General features: G+C 67.4%; 19 protein-coding genes. 9 read left to right on the forward strand and 10 right to left on the reverse strand.

Annotation, left to right across the window (positions count from 1 at the left end):
• The first annotated feature begins 149 nt into the window (after positions 1-149).
• The 4 genes from AC4GYU_RS03830 (at position 150) to AC4GYU_RS03845 (ending at position 5075) form a co-directional block, all read left to right on the forward strand.
• A complete protein-coding gene (locus tag AC4GYU_RS03830) occupies positions 150-353 on the forward strand; it encodes a DUF4170 domain-containing protein (RefSeq protein WP_491085575.1) in 204 nt (67 codons plus the stop codon).
• A gap of 49 nt (positions 354-402) precedes the next feature.
• Positions 403-1998, forward strand: a complete 1596-nt coding sequence (locus tag AC4GYU_RS03835; protein ID WP_491085576.1) for an isocitrate lyase — start codon at positions 403-405, stop codon at positions 1996-1998.
• Between the two features lie 99 nt (positions 1999-2097).
• The gene (locus AC4GYU_RS03840; RefSeq protein WP_491085577.1) at positions 2098-4173 is read left to right on the forward strand and encodes a malate synthase G; all 2076 of its coding nucleotides are present in this window, start codon (positions 2098-2100) and stop codon (positions 4171-4173) included.
• A complete protein-coding gene (locus AC4GYU_RS03845; protein WP_491085578.1) occupies positions 4170-5075 on the forward strand; it encodes a DUF5996 family protein in 906 nt (301 codons plus the stop codon). The genes AC4GYU_RS03840 and AC4GYU_RS03845 overlap by 4 nt, the downstream gene beginning before the upstream one ends.
• Before the next feature lie 13 nt (positions 5076-5088).
• On the opposite strand, the gene AC4GYU_RS03850 is transcribed toward AC4GYU_RS03845, so the two are convergent.
• The 4 genes from AC4GYU_RS03850 to AC4GYU_RS03865 all read right to left on the reverse strand — a co-directional run bounded on the left by AC4GYU_RS03850 (position 5089) and on the right by AC4GYU_RS03865 (position 7230).
• Complete coding sequence (locus AC4GYU_RS03850) at positions 5089-5751, reverse strand: hypothetical protein (RefSeq protein WP_491085579.1); 663 nt, start codon at positions 5749-5751, stop codon at positions 5089-5091.
• Positions 5752-5839: 88 nt separating this feature from the next.
• Positions 5840-6229, reverse strand: coding sequence for a 50S ribosomal protein L20 (gene rplT / locus AC4GYU_RS03855; protein ID WP_344695847.1), 390 nt, complete (start codon positions 6227-6229; stop codon positions 5840-5842).
• Positions 6230-6242: 13 nt separating this feature from the next.
• Positions 6243-6446 (reverse strand): 50S ribosomal protein L35, encoded by a 204-nt coding sequence (gene rpmI, locus AC4GYU_RS03860; protein WP_491085580.1) that lies wholly within the window; start codon positions 6444-6446, stop codon positions 6243-6245.
• 133 nt (positions 6447-6579) lie between these two features.
• Positions 6580-7230: an SDR family oxidoreductase gene (locus tag AC4GYU_RS03865; protein WP_491085581.1), complete on the reverse strand. Its 651-nt coding sequence runs from the start codon at positions 7228-7230 to the stop codon at positions 6580-6582.
• A 219-nt stretch (positions 7231-7449) separates the two neighbouring features.
• Between AC4GYU_RS03865 and AC4GYU_RS03870 the strand changes: the two genes are divergently transcribed.
• From AC4GYU_RS03870 to AC4GYU_RS03885, 4 genes are all read left to right on the forward strand, one after another.
• Entirely contained in the window at positions 7450-7938 is a 489-nt protein-coding gene (locus AC4GYU_RS03870) for a DUF1810 domain-containing protein (protein ID WP_491085582.1), read from the forward strand.
• Positions 7939-8064: 126 nt separating this feature from the next.
• Positions 8065-8361: a hypothetical protein gene (locus AC4GYU_RS03875; RefSeq protein ID WP_491085583.1), complete on the forward strand. Its 297-nt coding sequence runs from the start codon at positions 8065-8067 to the stop codon at positions 8359-8361.
• A gap of 90 nt (positions 8362-8451) precedes the next feature.
• Positions 8452-9090, forward strand: coding sequence for a 1-acyl-sn-glycerol-3-phosphate acyltransferase (locus AC4GYU_RS03880; protein ID WP_491085584.1), 639 nt, complete (start codon positions 8452-8454; stop codon positions 9088-9090).
• Positions 9091-9111: 21 nt separating this feature from the next.
• Positions 9112-9636 (forward strand): peroxiredoxin, encoded by a 525-nt coding sequence (locus AC4GYU_RS03885; protein WP_491085585.1) that lies wholly within the window; start codon positions 9112-9114, stop codon positions 9634-9636.
• Positions 9637-9683: 47 nt separating this feature from the next.
• Here AC4GYU_RS03885 and AC4GYU_RS03890 read toward each other — a convergent pair whose 3' ends face one another.
• Positions 9684-9983 (reverse strand): hypothetical protein, encoded by a 300-nt coding sequence (locus AC4GYU_RS03890; protein ID WP_491085586.1) that lies wholly within the window; start codon positions 9981-9983, stop codon positions 9684-9686.
• Positions 9984-10041: 58 nt separating this feature from the next.
• Positions 10042-10539, reverse strand: coding sequence for a hypothetical protein (locus tag AC4GYU_RS03895; RefSeq protein WP_491085587.1), 498 nt, complete (start codon positions 10537-10539; stop codon positions 10042-10044).
• A gap of 179 nt (positions 10540-10718) precedes the next feature.
• Between AC4GYU_RS03895 and AC4GYU_RS03900 the strand changes: the two genes are divergently transcribed.
• Positions 10719-11066, forward strand: a complete 348-nt coding sequence (locus AC4GYU_RS03900) for a PilZ domain-containing protein (protein WP_491085588.1) — start codon at positions 10719-10721, stop codon at positions 11064-11066.
• Positions 11067-11085: 19 nt separating this feature from the next.
• Here AC4GYU_RS03900 and AC4GYU_RS03905 read toward each other — a convergent pair whose 3' ends face one another.
• The 4 genes from AC4GYU_RS03905 to thiC form a co-directional block, all read right to left on the reverse strand.
• Entirely contained in the window at positions 11086-11706 is a 621-nt protein-coding gene (locus tag AC4GYU_RS03905; protein WP_491085589.1) for a YbhB/YbcL family Raf kinase inhibitor-like protein, read from the reverse strand.
• Between the two features lie 88 nt (positions 11707-11794).
• Positions 11795-12208, reverse strand: coding sequence for a DUF2541 family protein (locus tag AC4GYU_RS03910; protein ID WP_491085590.1), 414 nt, complete (start codon positions 12206-12208; stop codon positions 11795-11797).
• A 130-nt stretch (positions 12209-12338) separates the two neighbouring features.
• Positions 12339-12917 (reverse strand): hypothetical protein, encoded by a 579-nt coding sequence (locus AC4GYU_RS03915; RefSeq protein WP_491085591.1) that lies wholly within the window; start codon positions 12915-12917, stop codon positions 12339-12341.
• Positions 12918-12956: 39 nt separating this feature from the next.
• Positions 12957-14831: a phosphomethylpyrimidine synthase ThiC gene (thiC, locus tag AC4GYU_RS03920; protein WP_491085592.1), complete on the reverse strand. Its 1875-nt coding sequence runs from the start codon at positions 14829-14831 to the stop codon at positions 12957-12959.
• Positions 14832-14934: the final 103 nt, after the last annotated feature.

Raw genomic sequence — 14934 nt, forward strand, 5'->3', positions numbered from 1 at the left:
TGTGTTTTGTCAAAACTTTTACAAACTCACAAGTCGCGCTTTGACGCTTCTGCATTTTTCCTTGGTGCCTTGCCCGCCTCTCGATGTTTTCAGGGCAACAACTTCAGGCAGCCCCTTCCCCGGGCCGCCGAACCACGAGGAGACAGGCCATGGGTCAGCGCTTTTGGGTCATCGGCGGCGAATATCGCGATTGCGCATTCAACGAGATCGAGCCCGGCACCGAGCGGGTCAGCGGCCCCTTCGGCGACGAACTCAAGGCGCGCATGGAATGGCAGCGCCTGACGTTCCGCGACAATTGCGCCGCCACCGAGCGCTACACCATCGCCATCGAACCGCGGATGGGCCGGGCCTGATCGTGTCGGGCGCCGCAGCGGGCGGCGCCTTTCAGTGAAAGGAAGTTTCTTGTCGTATCAGTCCGAGATTGCGACGGCTGCCCAGTTGATCGGCGGCCAGGGTTCCCCGTGGGAGGGTATCGATGCCGAGGCGGTGGCGCGCATGCGGCTGCAGAACCGCTTCCAGTGCGGCCTCGACATCGCGCGCTACACCGCCGGGGTGATGCGCCGCGACATGGCCGCCTATGATGCCGACCCCGCGGCGTACACCCAGTCGCTCGGCTGCTGGCACGGCTTCATCGCCCAGCAGAAGATGATCGCGATCAAGAAGCATTTCGGCACCACCAAGGGCCGCTATCTCTATCTCTCCGGCTGGATGATCGCCGCGCTCCGCAGCGATTTCGGTCCGCTTCCCGACCAGTCGATGCACGAGAAAACCTCGGTGCCGGCACTGATCGAGGAGATTTATACGTTTCTCCGCCAGGCCGACTCGCGCGAGCTGAGCCTCCTCTTCCGCGACCTCGACAAGGCCCGCGCCGGCGGCAACGAGGTCGAGGAGAAGCGCCTCCTCAACGCCATCGACAATCACGAGACGCACGTTGTCCCGATCGTCGCCGACATTGACGCGGGCTTCGGCAATGCCGAGGCGACCTATCTCCTTGCCAAGAAGATGATCGAGGCTGGCGCCTGCGCCATCCAGATCGAGAACCAGGTCTCCGACGAAAAGCAGTGCGGTCACCAGGACGGCAAGGTGACCGTCCCGCACGAGGACTTCATCGCCAAGCTCCGCGCGGTCCGTTACGCCTTCCTCGAACTCGGCGTCGACGACGGGATCATCGTAGCCCGGACCGACAGCCTGGGGGCTGGCCTGACCAAGCAGATCGCGGTGAGCAAGGCGCCCGGCGACCTCGGCGACCAGTATAACAGCTTCCTCGACTGCGAGGAGATCGGCGACATCACGCAGGTCAACGGCGACGTGCTGATCAACCGCGACGGGCGCCTGATGCGGCCCAAGCGGCTGCCGTCGAACCTCTACCAGTTCCGACCCGGCACCGGCGAGGACCGCTGCGTCCTCGACTGCATCACCTCGCTCCAGAATGGCGCCGACCTCATCTGGATCGAGACCGAGAAGCCGCACATCGAGCAGATCGCCGGCATGGTCGACCGGATCCGCGAGGTGATCCCCAACGCCAAGCTCGCCTATAACAATTCGCCGTCGTTCAACTGGACGCTGAACTTCCGTCAGCAGGTGTATGACGCCTGGGGCGCGGAAGGCCGCGACCTCGCCGCTTACGACCGCGCCAAGCTCATGAGCGTCGACTATGACGACACCGACCTCGGTCGCGAGGCCGACGAGCGGATCCGGACCTTCCAGCGCGACGCCGCCGCTCGCGCCGGCATCTTCCATCACCTGATCACGCTCCCGACCTATCACACGGCCGCGCTGTCGACCGACAATCTCGCCCGCGAATATTTCGGTACCGAAGGAATGCTCGGCTACGTGAAGAACGTGCAGCGCGAGGAGATCCGCCAGGGAATCGCCTGCGTGAAGCACCAGAACATGTCGGGCTCGGACATCGGCGACGACCACAAGGAATATTTCGCCGGCGAAGCCGCGCTCAAGGCCGGCGGCGCCCTCAACACCATGAACCAGTTCGCGGCTTGATCCGTTCGAAAAGGTTCGCAGGATGGCGCGGTCCGGACTGATCTCCGGGCCGCGTTTCTCCCTGTTCCCTATCCCAGAGCTTCAGAAAGTGCCGCGTTGATGGATGCCGCCACCACGACCCGCCTGACCGTCGATCCCTGCCTCGCCGCCTTCATCGACGAAGAAGTGCTGCCCGGCCTGGCGCTTGATCGCCGGGCCTTCTGGGATGGGGTGGAGGACATCTTCGCCCGCTTTACCCCGCGCAACCGGGCCCTGCTCGAGACGCGCGACCGACTTCAGCAACAGCTCGACGACTGGCACCGCACCCACGGCGGCCAGGATAGCGACCCGGTGGCCTACGAAGGCTTCCTCCGCGAGATCGGCTATCTCGTCCCCGAACCCGCCCTTTTCCACATCGGCTCCGACCGCATCGACCCCGAGATCGCGACCATGGCCGGGCCCCAGCTGGTGGTCCCGATCCTCAACGCCCGCTTCCTCCTCAACGCCGCCAACGCACGCTGGGGGAGCCTCTATGACGCGCTCTACGGCACCGATGCGCTTGGCAGCCTCCCCCCGGCCGGCGGCTATGACAAGGCCCGCGGCGCCGAGGTGATCGCCTTCGCCCGCCGCTTCCTCGACGAGGCCATTCCGGGGTGGCAGGCCGCCCTCGACGGCGGGACTTGCGAGCATCTCGTCGCGCGCCGCGACGGTGGCCTTCTCTTCGCCCACCACGGTCTTCACGTCGAGCTGGTCATCGATCCCTCGCACCCGATCGGGCGCGACGACCCCGACGGCATCGCCGACGTCATCCTTGAAAGCGCCCTCAGCACCATCTGCGACCTGGAAGACAGCGTTGCCGCCGTCGATGCCGAGGACAAGGTCGCGGCTTACCGCAACTGGCTCGGCCTGATGCGCGGCGACCTCGAGGCCAGCTTTGACAAGGGCGGTCGGAGCCAGACCCGCTCGCTCGCCGAAGACCGCCACTGGACCGCGCTCGATGGCACCCCCCTGACGCTTCCCGGCCGAAGCCTGCTCCTCGTCCGCAACGTCGGCCACCTGATGACCAATCCCGCGGTCCGGCTCGCGGACGGCGCGGAGGGTCCCGAGGGGATCCTCGACGCCATCGTCACCAGCCTGATTGCACTCTACGACCTCCGTGGCCTCGGCCGCTTCCGCAACAGCCGCGCCGGCTCGGTCTATATCGTCAAACCCAAGATGCACGGCCCGGAGGAAGCGGCCTTCACCGACGCGCTCTTCGCCGCGGTCGAGGACCTGCTCGGTCTCGCCCGCAACACGCTGAAAGTCGGGGTGATGGACGAGGAGCGCCGCACCTCGGCCAATCTCGCCGCCACCATCCATGCCGTCCGCGACCGGATCTTTTTCATCAACACGGGCTTCCTCGATCGCACCGGCGACGAGATGCACAGCGCGATGCAGGCGGGCCCGATGATCCGCAAGGCGGAGATGAAGGAGAGCGCTTGGATCAAGGCCTATGAAGGCCGCAATGTCGCCATTGGCCTGGCCTGCGGGCTCGGCGGCAAGGCACAGATCGGCAAGGGCATGTGGGCCGCGCCCGACCGCATGGCGGACATGCTCGCGCAGAAAGTCGGGCATCCGAAGACGGGCGCCAACACCGCATGGGTGCCGAGCCCGACCGCGGCCACGCTCCACGCCGTCCATTATCATCAGGTCGATGTATTCGCCTGCCGCGACGCGCTCCGCGGGACGCCCGAGCCGCCCTTGCGCGACCTCCTGAGCATCCCGCTCGCCCGGGGCATCAACTGGTCTGCCGAGGACATCACGGCCGAGCTCGACAATAATGCGCAGGGCATCCTCGGCTATGTCGTCCGCTGGGTCGACCAGGGCGTCGGCTGCTCCAAGGTCCCCGACATCCACGACATCGGCATGATGGAGGATCGGGCGACGCTTCGGATCAGTTCGCAGCACCTTGCCAACTGGCTTCTCCACGGAGTCTGCACCCGTGAGCAGGTCGAGGAGTCGCTCCGCCGCATGGCCGCCAAAGTCGACGCCCAGAACGAGGGCGATCCGCTCTATCGCCCCATGGCGCCGAACCCCGACGCCAGCCTTGCCTTCCAGGCCGCCCGCGCGCTGATTTTCGAGGGCCTCGAGCAGCCCAATGGCTATACGGAGCCGCTCCTTCACCGTTTCCGCCAGCAGGTGAAGGCCACCGCGTGAGCTGGCCGGCGCTCGATCCGGCGCGCGACGCGGGTACTTGGAGCGTTCTTCACCTCGCCAGCCAGATGCTCGGAAAGCTCCGGATCGCGCATGCCGACTGGGTCAATCACGGCTGGCACGCAGCGCTTCAGCCGAGCGCCAGCGGATTTGCCACCGCCCCGATCGCGGCGGGGCCGCGTCGATATTCGCTGTCGATCGACCTGTGCGACCACCACATCCACCTGACAACCAGCGAAGGCGCAAGCGACGCCGCACCGCTTGCCCAGCCGTCGATCGCAAGCCTGCACCGCGACTTGGTCGCGATGCTCGATCGCCATCGGCTGCCGAGCAGCTTTCACGGCCGCCCGAACGAGGTTGAGGATGCGCTCCCCTTTGCCGCGGACGAGCGCCCAATCGACTATCGTCCGGACAGTGCCGAACGCCTCCGCGACGCGCTTGCCCATATCGTCCCCGTCTTCGAACGCTTCCGCGCGGGCTTCGCCGGCAAGGTCAGCCCGGTCCATTTCTGGTGGGGCAGCTTCGACCTTGCCGTGACGCGCTTCTCGGGCCGCGCCGCGCCGGTGCATCCCGGCGGCATCCCCGGCCTCCCCGACCGCGTCACGCGCGAAGCCTATAGCCACGAAGTGTCGAGCGCGGGCTTCTGGCCGGGCGGGATCGTGGGCGCCGACCCAATCTTCTACAGCTACGCTTATCCTTCGCCGCCAGGCTTTGCCGAGGCGCAGGTGGCGGCCGGCCAATTCGACCAGTCGCTTGGCGAATTCGTCCTGCGCTATGACGAAGTGCGCGCGGCGGGCGACCCGGCAGCGATGCTGCTCGATTTCCTCGAGTTGACCTACGCCGCCGCGGCCGACCTCGCGAACTGGGACCGCTCGACCTTGGAGCGCGAGCCCGTCGCCCCCTGAAAGCGACGGACCGTCAGCCGGCGCGCACCCGAATGACCGCTTCGACGTTGCGCCCGTAGCGCTCGGCGAGGCTTGGGCCGGACCCCTCGCTTAGCCCTACAACCGCCAGCGCGATGTCGCTGCAGTCGAGGCGGGCAAAGGTCTGCAGCGGAGCGAGGTCCTCGGGCCGCCCGATCCACGGGTCGGCATTGCCGCGCGGCTGCGGGAAGTCGAACGGCTCGGTCGTGACGCGGATCAGCAGCTGCTGACGATGGACGGATGGTCGCTCTTCCGGACGTTCGAGAGCGTCGATGATCGTGCGGACGCGTTCGTGGAGCGTCAGGGCGAGCTCGAAGCCCGTCCACTGGAGCACGCTGCGGTGATAATCATCATAGATGAGGGCTTCGGACAGGCTAGCCTTTGCGGCGGAGCAGAGCGTAGCGGCGTAGCTCAGGCGGAGCGAGTTCGCGCTGAGCCAACCCTTCGCCATCAGTTCAGCAGGCTGCTCGACCGGCCTCGTCAGCGGCTTCGTCCAGTCTTCCGCGAACCCCCATGCGAAGATTGAGTGGGGATCGGAAAGACCGCGGTGGCCGCCCGCGACGAGGAAAAGGGAAGGGCGCGTCGTGGCGAGGGCCGCCTCGACCTCTTGATGCTCGATCACCGGCGGATGAGCCCGGAAACCAGCAAACAGATACATGTGGCCGTCTACCCCAAAAAGTGGCCGACACGAAAAAGGGCGCCCCGGTTGCCCGGAGCGCCCCTGATATCGTCACCGAAGTGCGGCGTTACGCGGCGGCCTGAGCCGAGCGGTCGCCGTCGTTCGGAAGCGCCTTCTTCGCCTGCGCGATGAGCGCGGAGAAAGCGGCACCCTCGTGCATCGCCATGTCGGCCAGGACCTTGCGGTCGAGGTCGATGCCCGAAAGCTTCAGCGCGTGCATGAACTGACCATAGGTCAGGTTCTCGGCGCGGACCGCGGCGTTGATGCGCTGGATCCACAAAGCGCGGAAGCTCCGCTTCTTCACCTTGCGGTCGCGGTAGGCGTACTGCCCGGCCTTCTCGACCGCCTGACGGGCAATGCGGATCGTGTTCTTGCGACGGCCATAATAGCCCTTCGCCTGTTCAAGGATGCGCTTGTGCTTGGCGCGGGTGGTTACACCCCTCTTGACGCGTGCCATCTGTCAGAACTCCTTACTTGAGACCGTAGGGGGCCCAGAGCTTCACGCGGGCCGTATCGGCTTCGGCGAGAACTTCGGTGCCGCGGTTCTGGCGGATGTACTTGGCGTTGTGGCTGATGAGCCGGTGGCGCTTGCCGGCGACTCCGTGCTTCACCTTGCCAGTGGCGGTGAGCTTGAAGCGCTTCTTGACGCCGCTCTTGGTCTTGAGCTTGGGCATTTCGTCTCCTGTGCTGCCCGCGAGCGGGCGACGTTTCTCACCTGACACGGCAGCCCTGACTGGCCGGCCCGGTGGTTTTTCCAACGATCTGGAAAGGAGCGCCCCCTAGCGGCGAGTCGCCCGCTTGGCAAGGTCACCAGGGAACGCGCTGCCCCTGATAGTCGAAGAAAGCGCCGCTGTCCTTGGCCGTCAGGCCCGCGATGACGTCCATCATGCCGGCGATGCTCTGCTCGGGCGTGACCGGAGCATTGCTTCCGCCCATCCGGGTCTGGACCCAGCCGGGGTGGAGCATGGTGCAGACGAGGTCGGTGTGGGTGAGCGCGAGCGTCTTCCACGCCATGTTGAGCGCGGTCTTGCTCGAGCGATAGGCGAGGAACCCGCCAGAACCGTTATCGGCGAGCGAGCCCATCCGCGTGCTGATCGCGATGAGCTTGCCCTTCGCCGCGCTGACGTCGGGCTGAAGCGCCTTGGCGAGGAGATAGGGGGCGACGGTGTTGACCGCGAACGTGTCGAGCCATTGGTGGGCCGAGGCCGCGTCTTCGGCCTCGCGCGGGCCGTAGGTGCCGGCATTGGCGATGAGGAGATCGAGCGGCTTTCCCGCCCGCATCGCGCTCACCGCACCGGCATCGCTCATGTCGAGATGGCGAACCTCGGCGCCGAGGCCGTCGAGCTCGGCGGACGGCTCGCGGACGGTGGCGATGACGTCCCAGCCCGCGGCGCGATACTGGCGCACGAACTCGAGGCCGAGGCCGCGGCTTGCGCCGGTGACGAAGACGGTAGGCATGACTTTTTCCTTTGTTGCGGTCGAATGGGCAGCCCCCGAACGCACCGCGCCGCCGGGGTGTCCTTTGTACCACCCCGGGCTCCCTCGCTATCGGCGGGTGTTTCCGTTATGCTGGCCTCATCTTCGTTTCTATCAACGAGGGAGAGCCGACATGATTTCGGACGAGCGTCACTATAGCGCAGAGCAGGTGACCGGAGCACGCCAGGAAGGGGTGGTGCGGTGGATATTGGGAATATCACTCCTGCTGATCGTTGTCGCCATGTCGGCGGTCTGGATCTTGCCAGCGCTCATCGACTGAGCCTCGCGCGGTTCGTCGCCGCGCAGGGTGGGGTCTATGAAATGGCGCTGGCCGAGCTTCGCGCCGGCGAGAAGCGAACCCACTGGATGTGGTTCGTTCTCCCGCAGCTACGCGGGCTCGGCTTCAGCATCATGGCCGACCGCTACGGGCTCGAGGACCTCGCCGAGGCGCGGGCTTATCTCCATCACCCCTTGCTCGGCACGCGCCTGGTGGAATGCATCGAAGCCCTGCTCGGCCATGCCGGGCGCCGGACCGCGGGCGAAATCATGGGCGTAGTCGACGGGATCAAGCTTCTCTCCTGCCTGACCCTCTTCGAGGCCGCCGGCGGCGGGCCGATCTTCGGCCGGGCGATCGAGGCTTTCTACGGCGGCGAACGCGACCGCCGGACCCTTGCGATCATCGAGCCGTAACAAAAGTTGGTCGTTCCGGGAACGGAAGGGTCGCTTGCGCGCTTGTGCCTGCTGGGATGAGCACGCATCCTGTGCACCGCGGCTCCCGGGCCGCGGTGCTTACCTTTCAACGGGGAAAAGACGCTCATGAACAAGTTCAAGCTCACCATGGTGGCCGCGGGCCTCGCTGCCCTTGCCGCCTGCAACAACAACACGCCGCAGGAGCAGGCTGCCGACAACATCGAGGCCAATGCCGAGATGACTGCCGACAACCTCGAGGAAGCCGCCGACAACGCCGCGACCGACGCTCAGGAAGATGCGCTCGAGAACCAAGCCAGCCAGGTTCGCGAGAAGGGCGAGGAAAAGGCCGACGCGACCCGCACCAGCGCGGACCTCGACGGCAACAGCGCCGACGACACGGTCTCGGGCAACAGCTCGAACTAAGCCGCAAGGCTTGGCACGAAGGAGGGTCGCTCGCGCTGCGGGCGGCCCTTTTTCTTGCCTCGGCCCCCCAAGACGGGCTGTAACGGCGCCGTGACCGATCGCGCTTCGACCCCGCCGCTCTCCCGACCCGCCCGCTGGGTGAAGCGCGGCTTCCTCCGCTGGTTCGAGCGGAACGGGTGGAGCGTCGAGGGCCAACTGCCGCTGCCCGACAAGGCGGTGGTGATGGGCGCGCCGCATACCAGCAACTGGGATTTCCTCGTCTTCGTCGGGGCGATGGAGGAGCTGGGCGTCGAGGGGCGCTACATCGGCAAGTCGAGCCTGTTCAAGTTCGGTCCCATGGCCCGCTTCATGCGCGGGCTGGGCGGGATCCCGGTCGAGCGGACCAAGCGCAACGACCTCGTCGCGCAGGTCAGCGCCGAGCTCCGCCGGGCCGACAGGATGCTCCTCGTCATCGCCCCCGAAGGCACCCGCCAGCCGACGCAGGACTGGCGGCTCGGCTTCTACCGGATCGCCCTTGCCGCGGGGGTGCCGATCGTCCCCGCGGGTCCCGATTATGGCCGCAAGGTCGCGATCTTCGGTCCGCCGATCATGCCGACGGGCGATCCGGTCACCGACCTCGAGCCCGCCTGGGACTTCTTCCGGACGCTCGTCCCGCTCCATCCGGACAAGGTCCTTTTCCCGGATGGCACCGGGATGGACGGACGCCTACACTCGCCCGCAATTCCCTGACGCCCGACAAGGAGCCCAACGATGCGCCGCTTCCTCCTGCCCTTCCTGCTCCTCACCGCCTGCTCGCCGCTCAGCGCGGCGCTTCCGGTCGGCGCTAAGGCGCCCGATTTCACCACCACCGGCGCGCTGGCGGGCAAGCCCTTCACCCTGCATCTCAAGGACCAGCTCAAGAACGGCCCGCTGGTGCTCTATTTCTATCCCAAGGCCTTCACCGAGGGCTGCACGCTCGAGGCCAAGGCGTTCAGCGACGCGATGCCCCAGTTCCGCAAGGCCGGCGCGCGGGTCGTGGGGATGAGCGCCGACGGGCTCGACAGCCTGAAGAAGTTCAGCGTCGAGGCCTGCCGCGGCCAGTTCCCGGTCGCGACCGCCTCGCCCGAGCTGATCAAGGCCTATGACGTGAAGCTGCCGGTCGCCCCGCTCAGTAACCGCACCAGCTATGTCATCGGGCAGGACGGCCGGATCATCTACGTCCACTCGGAGCTGAGCTGGAAGGACCATGTCTCGAAGACTCTGGCGGCGGTCCAGTCGCTCAAGGCGAAGAAGTAAGCCAGGGTCACGAAGGTAACACAGGACGGGGTGCCGATCCGTCCCCGTCACCACCGCATCCGCGGCGAAAAACCGCCAAGGATGGCGCGGCGTCGAAGGTGACGAGCCGTGACCCCGCCGGCCGGCGTGGTCCGCATGATCGCAACCCACATGCGGGCGAACAGGCTGTCCGGATGGCGCCGGCGAAAGCGATAGGCGCTTTCGCGGCTCAGCCCCGCGGCAGCGGCCGCGTCGCTGACGCAGCGGGTCTGTTCAAGGGCGACGAGGAAGCGGCACTGACGGAGCGCCGTCCAGTGGCGGGAGCGACGATCGTCTTCAGGGTCGTCGTTGGCAATCGAGTCGCGCATCGACCAGCGTAGATCATGCGAAATCCTACTAGTGAAGCCCTGCCGGCGAGCCGCGCGCTCAGGGTGCGTCGGGCAGGCGTTCGAGCACCATCCGATCGCTCTCGTCGCCGCTGGCCGAGCGATAGGTCTCCCCCCGCACCGGGTGCGCGGGATCGGCAAGGTCGAAACTCAGCGCATGCTGGTGGCTTTCGCGCTCCGAATCGAGGTCGGTCGCGTCCCGGAAGGCAAAGCGGATGGCCGGCCCGTTGCCGCTGAGCGCCAGCCGCGGCTGGTTGCCCTGCGGGCAGTAATGGGTCGCGAGCAGAGTGTTGCCGTCGCGATGGTAGAGGGTGAGGCTGTGCGGCTTGCCGCGGGCGGTCCATTCCTCGACCAGCACCGTGTCCCTGGCCGTAAGATAGTAGCGGATCCGCAGCGGGGACGATGGATCGTCCTTCCGGCGCCAGGTTCCGACCATGGTCTTCAGCCGGAAGAAAGCGGTGCCGATCGGATCGGGCGTGACCATGACCGGCGGCGGCGGGGCGAAGGGCAAGGTCAGATAGGCAAGAAAGGCGATCATGCGGGCCGGGCCTCCATGCGCCCGCCGGCGATGGTGGACCGCTTCCCCTTCAGGAGGCAAGGCGCAAAAGGACGTCGTGCCGAGCGCTTCCCAGCGGCGATGGATCCGATGCGGGACGATTGCCGCCCCTTTACCTTCTGGCAGCAGCTTTGCCCCTAGGATGGGTTCATGGCCCGCCGATGACCCCAGCACTGACCGCCCAAGCCGAGCCGGACCCGTACGCCGATCGCCGCCTGCATCCGCGGGTAACCGTGGCGCTTCCGGCCTTCCTGATCCTCGGCGGGCGGCGCTATCCCGTGCAGATCGTCGACCTGTCGGCGGGCGGCGCGCGGCTCGACTGCGGCACGGCGCTGGTCGCAGCGGGCGCGCCGGTGACGCTGAACTGGGGCGCGGCGAGCGCGCAGGGAACGGTTCGCTGGCGCGACGGCCGGCAGGCGGGTCTGGCCTTCGCGGCCGAACTCGATCCCCGTGACGTGGCCGACCTCGCCCGGCGCTCGGAAGCGCTCGAGGCGCGGATGCGGGGCTGACTGACGGCGCGGGCGCCGGTCAGGCGAGCGCGATGCCGGCGCCCTCGGTGGTGACGGGGGCTTCCTCGCCGCGCGAATAGGTGCCGACGAGGATTCCGGCGGCAAGGACATTGCCCGCAAGCAGCGTGCGGACGTCGCTCCGGCCCGGATTGGGGTCGGGGGCCGCGGCCTGCTCCTTCAGCGCGAAGAGCTGGAAGACATAATCATGGGCACCGTGGCCGGTCGGGGGATCGGGCGGAAGCCAGCCCTCGGCGAAATAGCTATTGCGACCGACGTCCCGCCCGTCCTGCCCCTCGCCGTCGGCGATGATCGCGCCTTCGGCGAGCTGGTTCGAGGCGGGATCGATCCCGGCCACGATGGCATGAACGAAGGGGTTGGGCGCAGGAGCGTCGGGGTCCTCGACGATCAGGAGCAGGCTGGCCGCTTCAGCGGGAATGCCGGTCCAGACCAGGGGCGGCGACAGGCCGTCGCCATCGGCGGTGAAGCGCGGCGGCAGTCGGCCGCCGGGCGCGAAGGCCGGACTCGTCAACTGGATGGTCGCGGGCGGCGCCTCGGACAGAGCGGCGATGGTGAGGCGGTCGTGCCCGGCCCGGACATTGCCGAGCGCGGCGCCGAGCCAGTGGGGAAGTTTCTCGAGCATGGTCACGCAACGCACGAGGCGCCGCCGGGGCCCATTGGCGCGGCGCCGCCCGCCCGGGCACAGACCCGGACGGGCGGCGACTTGGTCATCAGCGCACCTGGACGCGGACGACCGGGCGATTGGCGCGATAGGCGACCGGCTCGTAGCGGAGGCGGACCGATTCCACGTCGCGGCGGTTGCCGCGGAGGTCGACGGCCCGCGTACAGGTCCCGGCATTGAGGATCGCGCGGGTGTTCACGTCCTGGCGGCCGCCATTGGCGAAGCGAATGTCGAAATCGCGCAGGCGAAGCGGGGCGTTGATCGCACAGACCCGGATCTCGCGCTGGCGGGTGACGCCGGGAAGGCGGATCGTGTCACTGTCGCGCCCGTCGACGCGGGCGGTGCCGATGGTCCGCCAATTGCCCTCGTTCCAGCGCCACTGCTGGGCGACGGCGGGGGTCGCGGCGGCGGCGAGGCCAACGGCCGCGGTCACGGCGGCGAGCATCAGTCGGCTGGTCATCATGCGTCTCCTTTGCATACTTCCAAGGAGCTTCTTCAATGCGCGTCGGGGCGGAGACGTTGCCTGAACGAACCCCCGTTTGCACTCGGTTCGTCGCTTGTGAACGGGGGCGAAACGAGCCGTTGCGCGAGGGTCAGGAAGGCGGCTTGTCGCGGCCGAGGCGCTTTGCCCAGTCGACCCGCATCAGGAGGACGATGGCACCGATCATGGCGACCTGGACCGCAATGCCAAGCGGGCTGGTCAGCTCCTTGCGGAAGCTGTCGCCGAGGCTGGTCGCCCGGAGGCCATCGGCGGCGAGCGCATAGATGGAATAGCTGACGAGGCGGCCGGCGAAGAAGGCGAGGGTGAAGGGGAGGAGGCGAACCCGGGCGAGGCCGGCGGCTTCGAACAATTGCGCCGACGGCAGCGGTGACAAAGCGAACAGGCCGAGTGCGAGCAGGCCGTTGCGCCGGTTCTTCTCGAGCGCTTCGCGGGCGGCGGTGAGGTTGGCGCGCGAGCGGTCCGAGAGGAAGCGGTCGCCGACGAGGCGGGTGGCGGTGGCGAGGAGCAGTCGCCCGCTCGCCGCTGCCGCCGCGCCGGTCGCGATCAGGACCGGGGCGGAGACCTCGCTGTTGAGCATGAACAGGACGATCACCGACCAGGTCGGCGGCCCGAACGCCGGGAGCAGATTGATGCCGAGGACCAGCGCGACGAAAATCAGAATGTCGTGCACGTGGTCGCCCGGCGATCCTTTCTTCGACCTCCGCCCGGCTCAGTCGTGCTCGCGGCCGTTGCTGCCGATGTAGAGCTCGTTGCCGCCGGCGCGGTATTTCTCGCTCATCTCGGCCATGCCGGCCTCGGCTTCCTCGACCGCGACGCTGCTGGTCTCGAGGGGGGCGTTCTGCTTCGCCGCGAAGTCGCGGACTTCCTGCGTGATCTTCATCGAGCAGAATTTGGGCCCGCACATCGAGCAGAAGTGCGCGGTCTTGGCGCCTTCGGCGGGGAGCGTCTGGTCGTGGTAGCGCTCGGCCGTGTCCGGATCGAGGCTCAGGTGGAACTGGTCGCGCCAGCGGAATTCGAAGCGGGCGCGGGATAAAGCGTCGTCGCGGACCTTGGCGGCGGGGTGGCCCTTGGCGAGGTCTGCGGCGTGGGCGGCAAGCTTGTAGGTGACGACACCGACCTTGACGTCGTCGCGGTCGGGGAGGCCGAGATGCTCCTTGGGCGTGACGTAGCAGAGCATTGCCGTGCCGAACCAGCCGATCATCGCGGCGCCGATGCCGCTGGTGATGTGGTCGTAGCCGGGCGCGATGTCGGTGGTGAGCGGCCCGAGCGTGTAGAAGGGCGCCTCGCCGCAGCTTTCCAGCTGCTTGTCCATATTCTCCTTGATCTTGTGCATCGGCACGTGGCCGGGGCCCTCGATCATCACCTGGCAGTCGTGCTCCCACGCCTTTTTGGTCAGCTCGCCGAGCGTGTAGAGTTCGGCGAATTGCGCTTCGTCATTGGCGTCGGCGATCGAGCCGGGGCGAAGGCCGTCGCCGAGGGAGAAGGCGACGTCATAGGCCTTCATGATCTCGCAGATCTCGTCGAACTTCTCGTAGAGGAAGCTTTCGCGGTGATGGGCGAGGCACCATTTGGCCATGATCGAGCCGCCGCGGCTGACGATGCCGGTGACGCGCTTCGCCGTCAGCGGAACGTAGGGCAGCCGGACCCCGGCGTGGATGGTGAAATAGTCGACGCCCTGCTCGGCCTGCTCGATCAGCGTGTCGCGGAAGATCTCCCAGTTGAGGTCCTCGGCAATGCCGCCGACCTTCTCGAGCGCCTGGTAGATGGGGACGGTGCCGATCGGCACGGGCGAGTTGCGCAGGATCCACTCGCGCGTGTCGTGGATGTTGCGGCCGGTCGAGAGGTCCATGACCGTGTCGGCGCCCCAGCGGATCGCCCAGACCATCTTGTCGACTTCGGAGGCCACGTCGGAGGCGACCGCCGAATTGCCGATGTTGGCGTTGATCTTGACCAGGAAGTTGCGGCCGATCGCCATCGGCTCGGTTTCGGGGTGGTTGATGTTGTTGGGGATGATCGCGCGGCCGCGGGCGACCTCGTCGCGGACGAATTCGGGGGTGACGTAGTCCGGGACGGCGGCGCCGAAGCTTTCGCCGTCGCGGGCCGCGGCTTCCTTCAGCTGGCGCCGGCCGAGATTCTCGCGGACCGCGACATATTCCATCTCGGGGGTGATGATGCCGCGGCGGGCATAATGCATCTGCGTGACGTTCTGGCCGGCCTTGGCGCGGAGCACGGTCTTACGGACGCCGGGGAAGGGCGGGACCCCGCCCGAGCGGTCCGGGCCCAACTGGCCATTGTCCTCGGGACGGACCTCGCGCTGGAGCTTCTCCTCGACGTCGCCGCGCGCGCGGATCCATTCGCGGCGAAGCTCAGGAAGCCCCGCCATGATGTCGATCCGGGCGATGGGGTCGGTGTAGGGGCCCGAGGTGTCGTAGAGGGTGACCGGCGGCTCGAGGCTCGACGGCTCGAGCTCGACCTGGCGCATAGCGACGCGGATCCCGCCCGGGCCTTCGACATGGATCTTGGTCGAGCCACGGATCGGCCCGGTGGTGACGGTGAGTTCGGTGCGCGCGTTGATGTCGGCCATAGTGGTGTTCCTCTTCCTCCGCCGGGGTCAGCCGGATCAGGTTCTCGGGTCGGAGGTTGCAAGGCCTCCCTCTCAGCTCAGGCGAGCTCCCCGGGGATGCCGC

This window comes from Sphingomonas sp. SP2 (genome assembly GCF_058313385.1).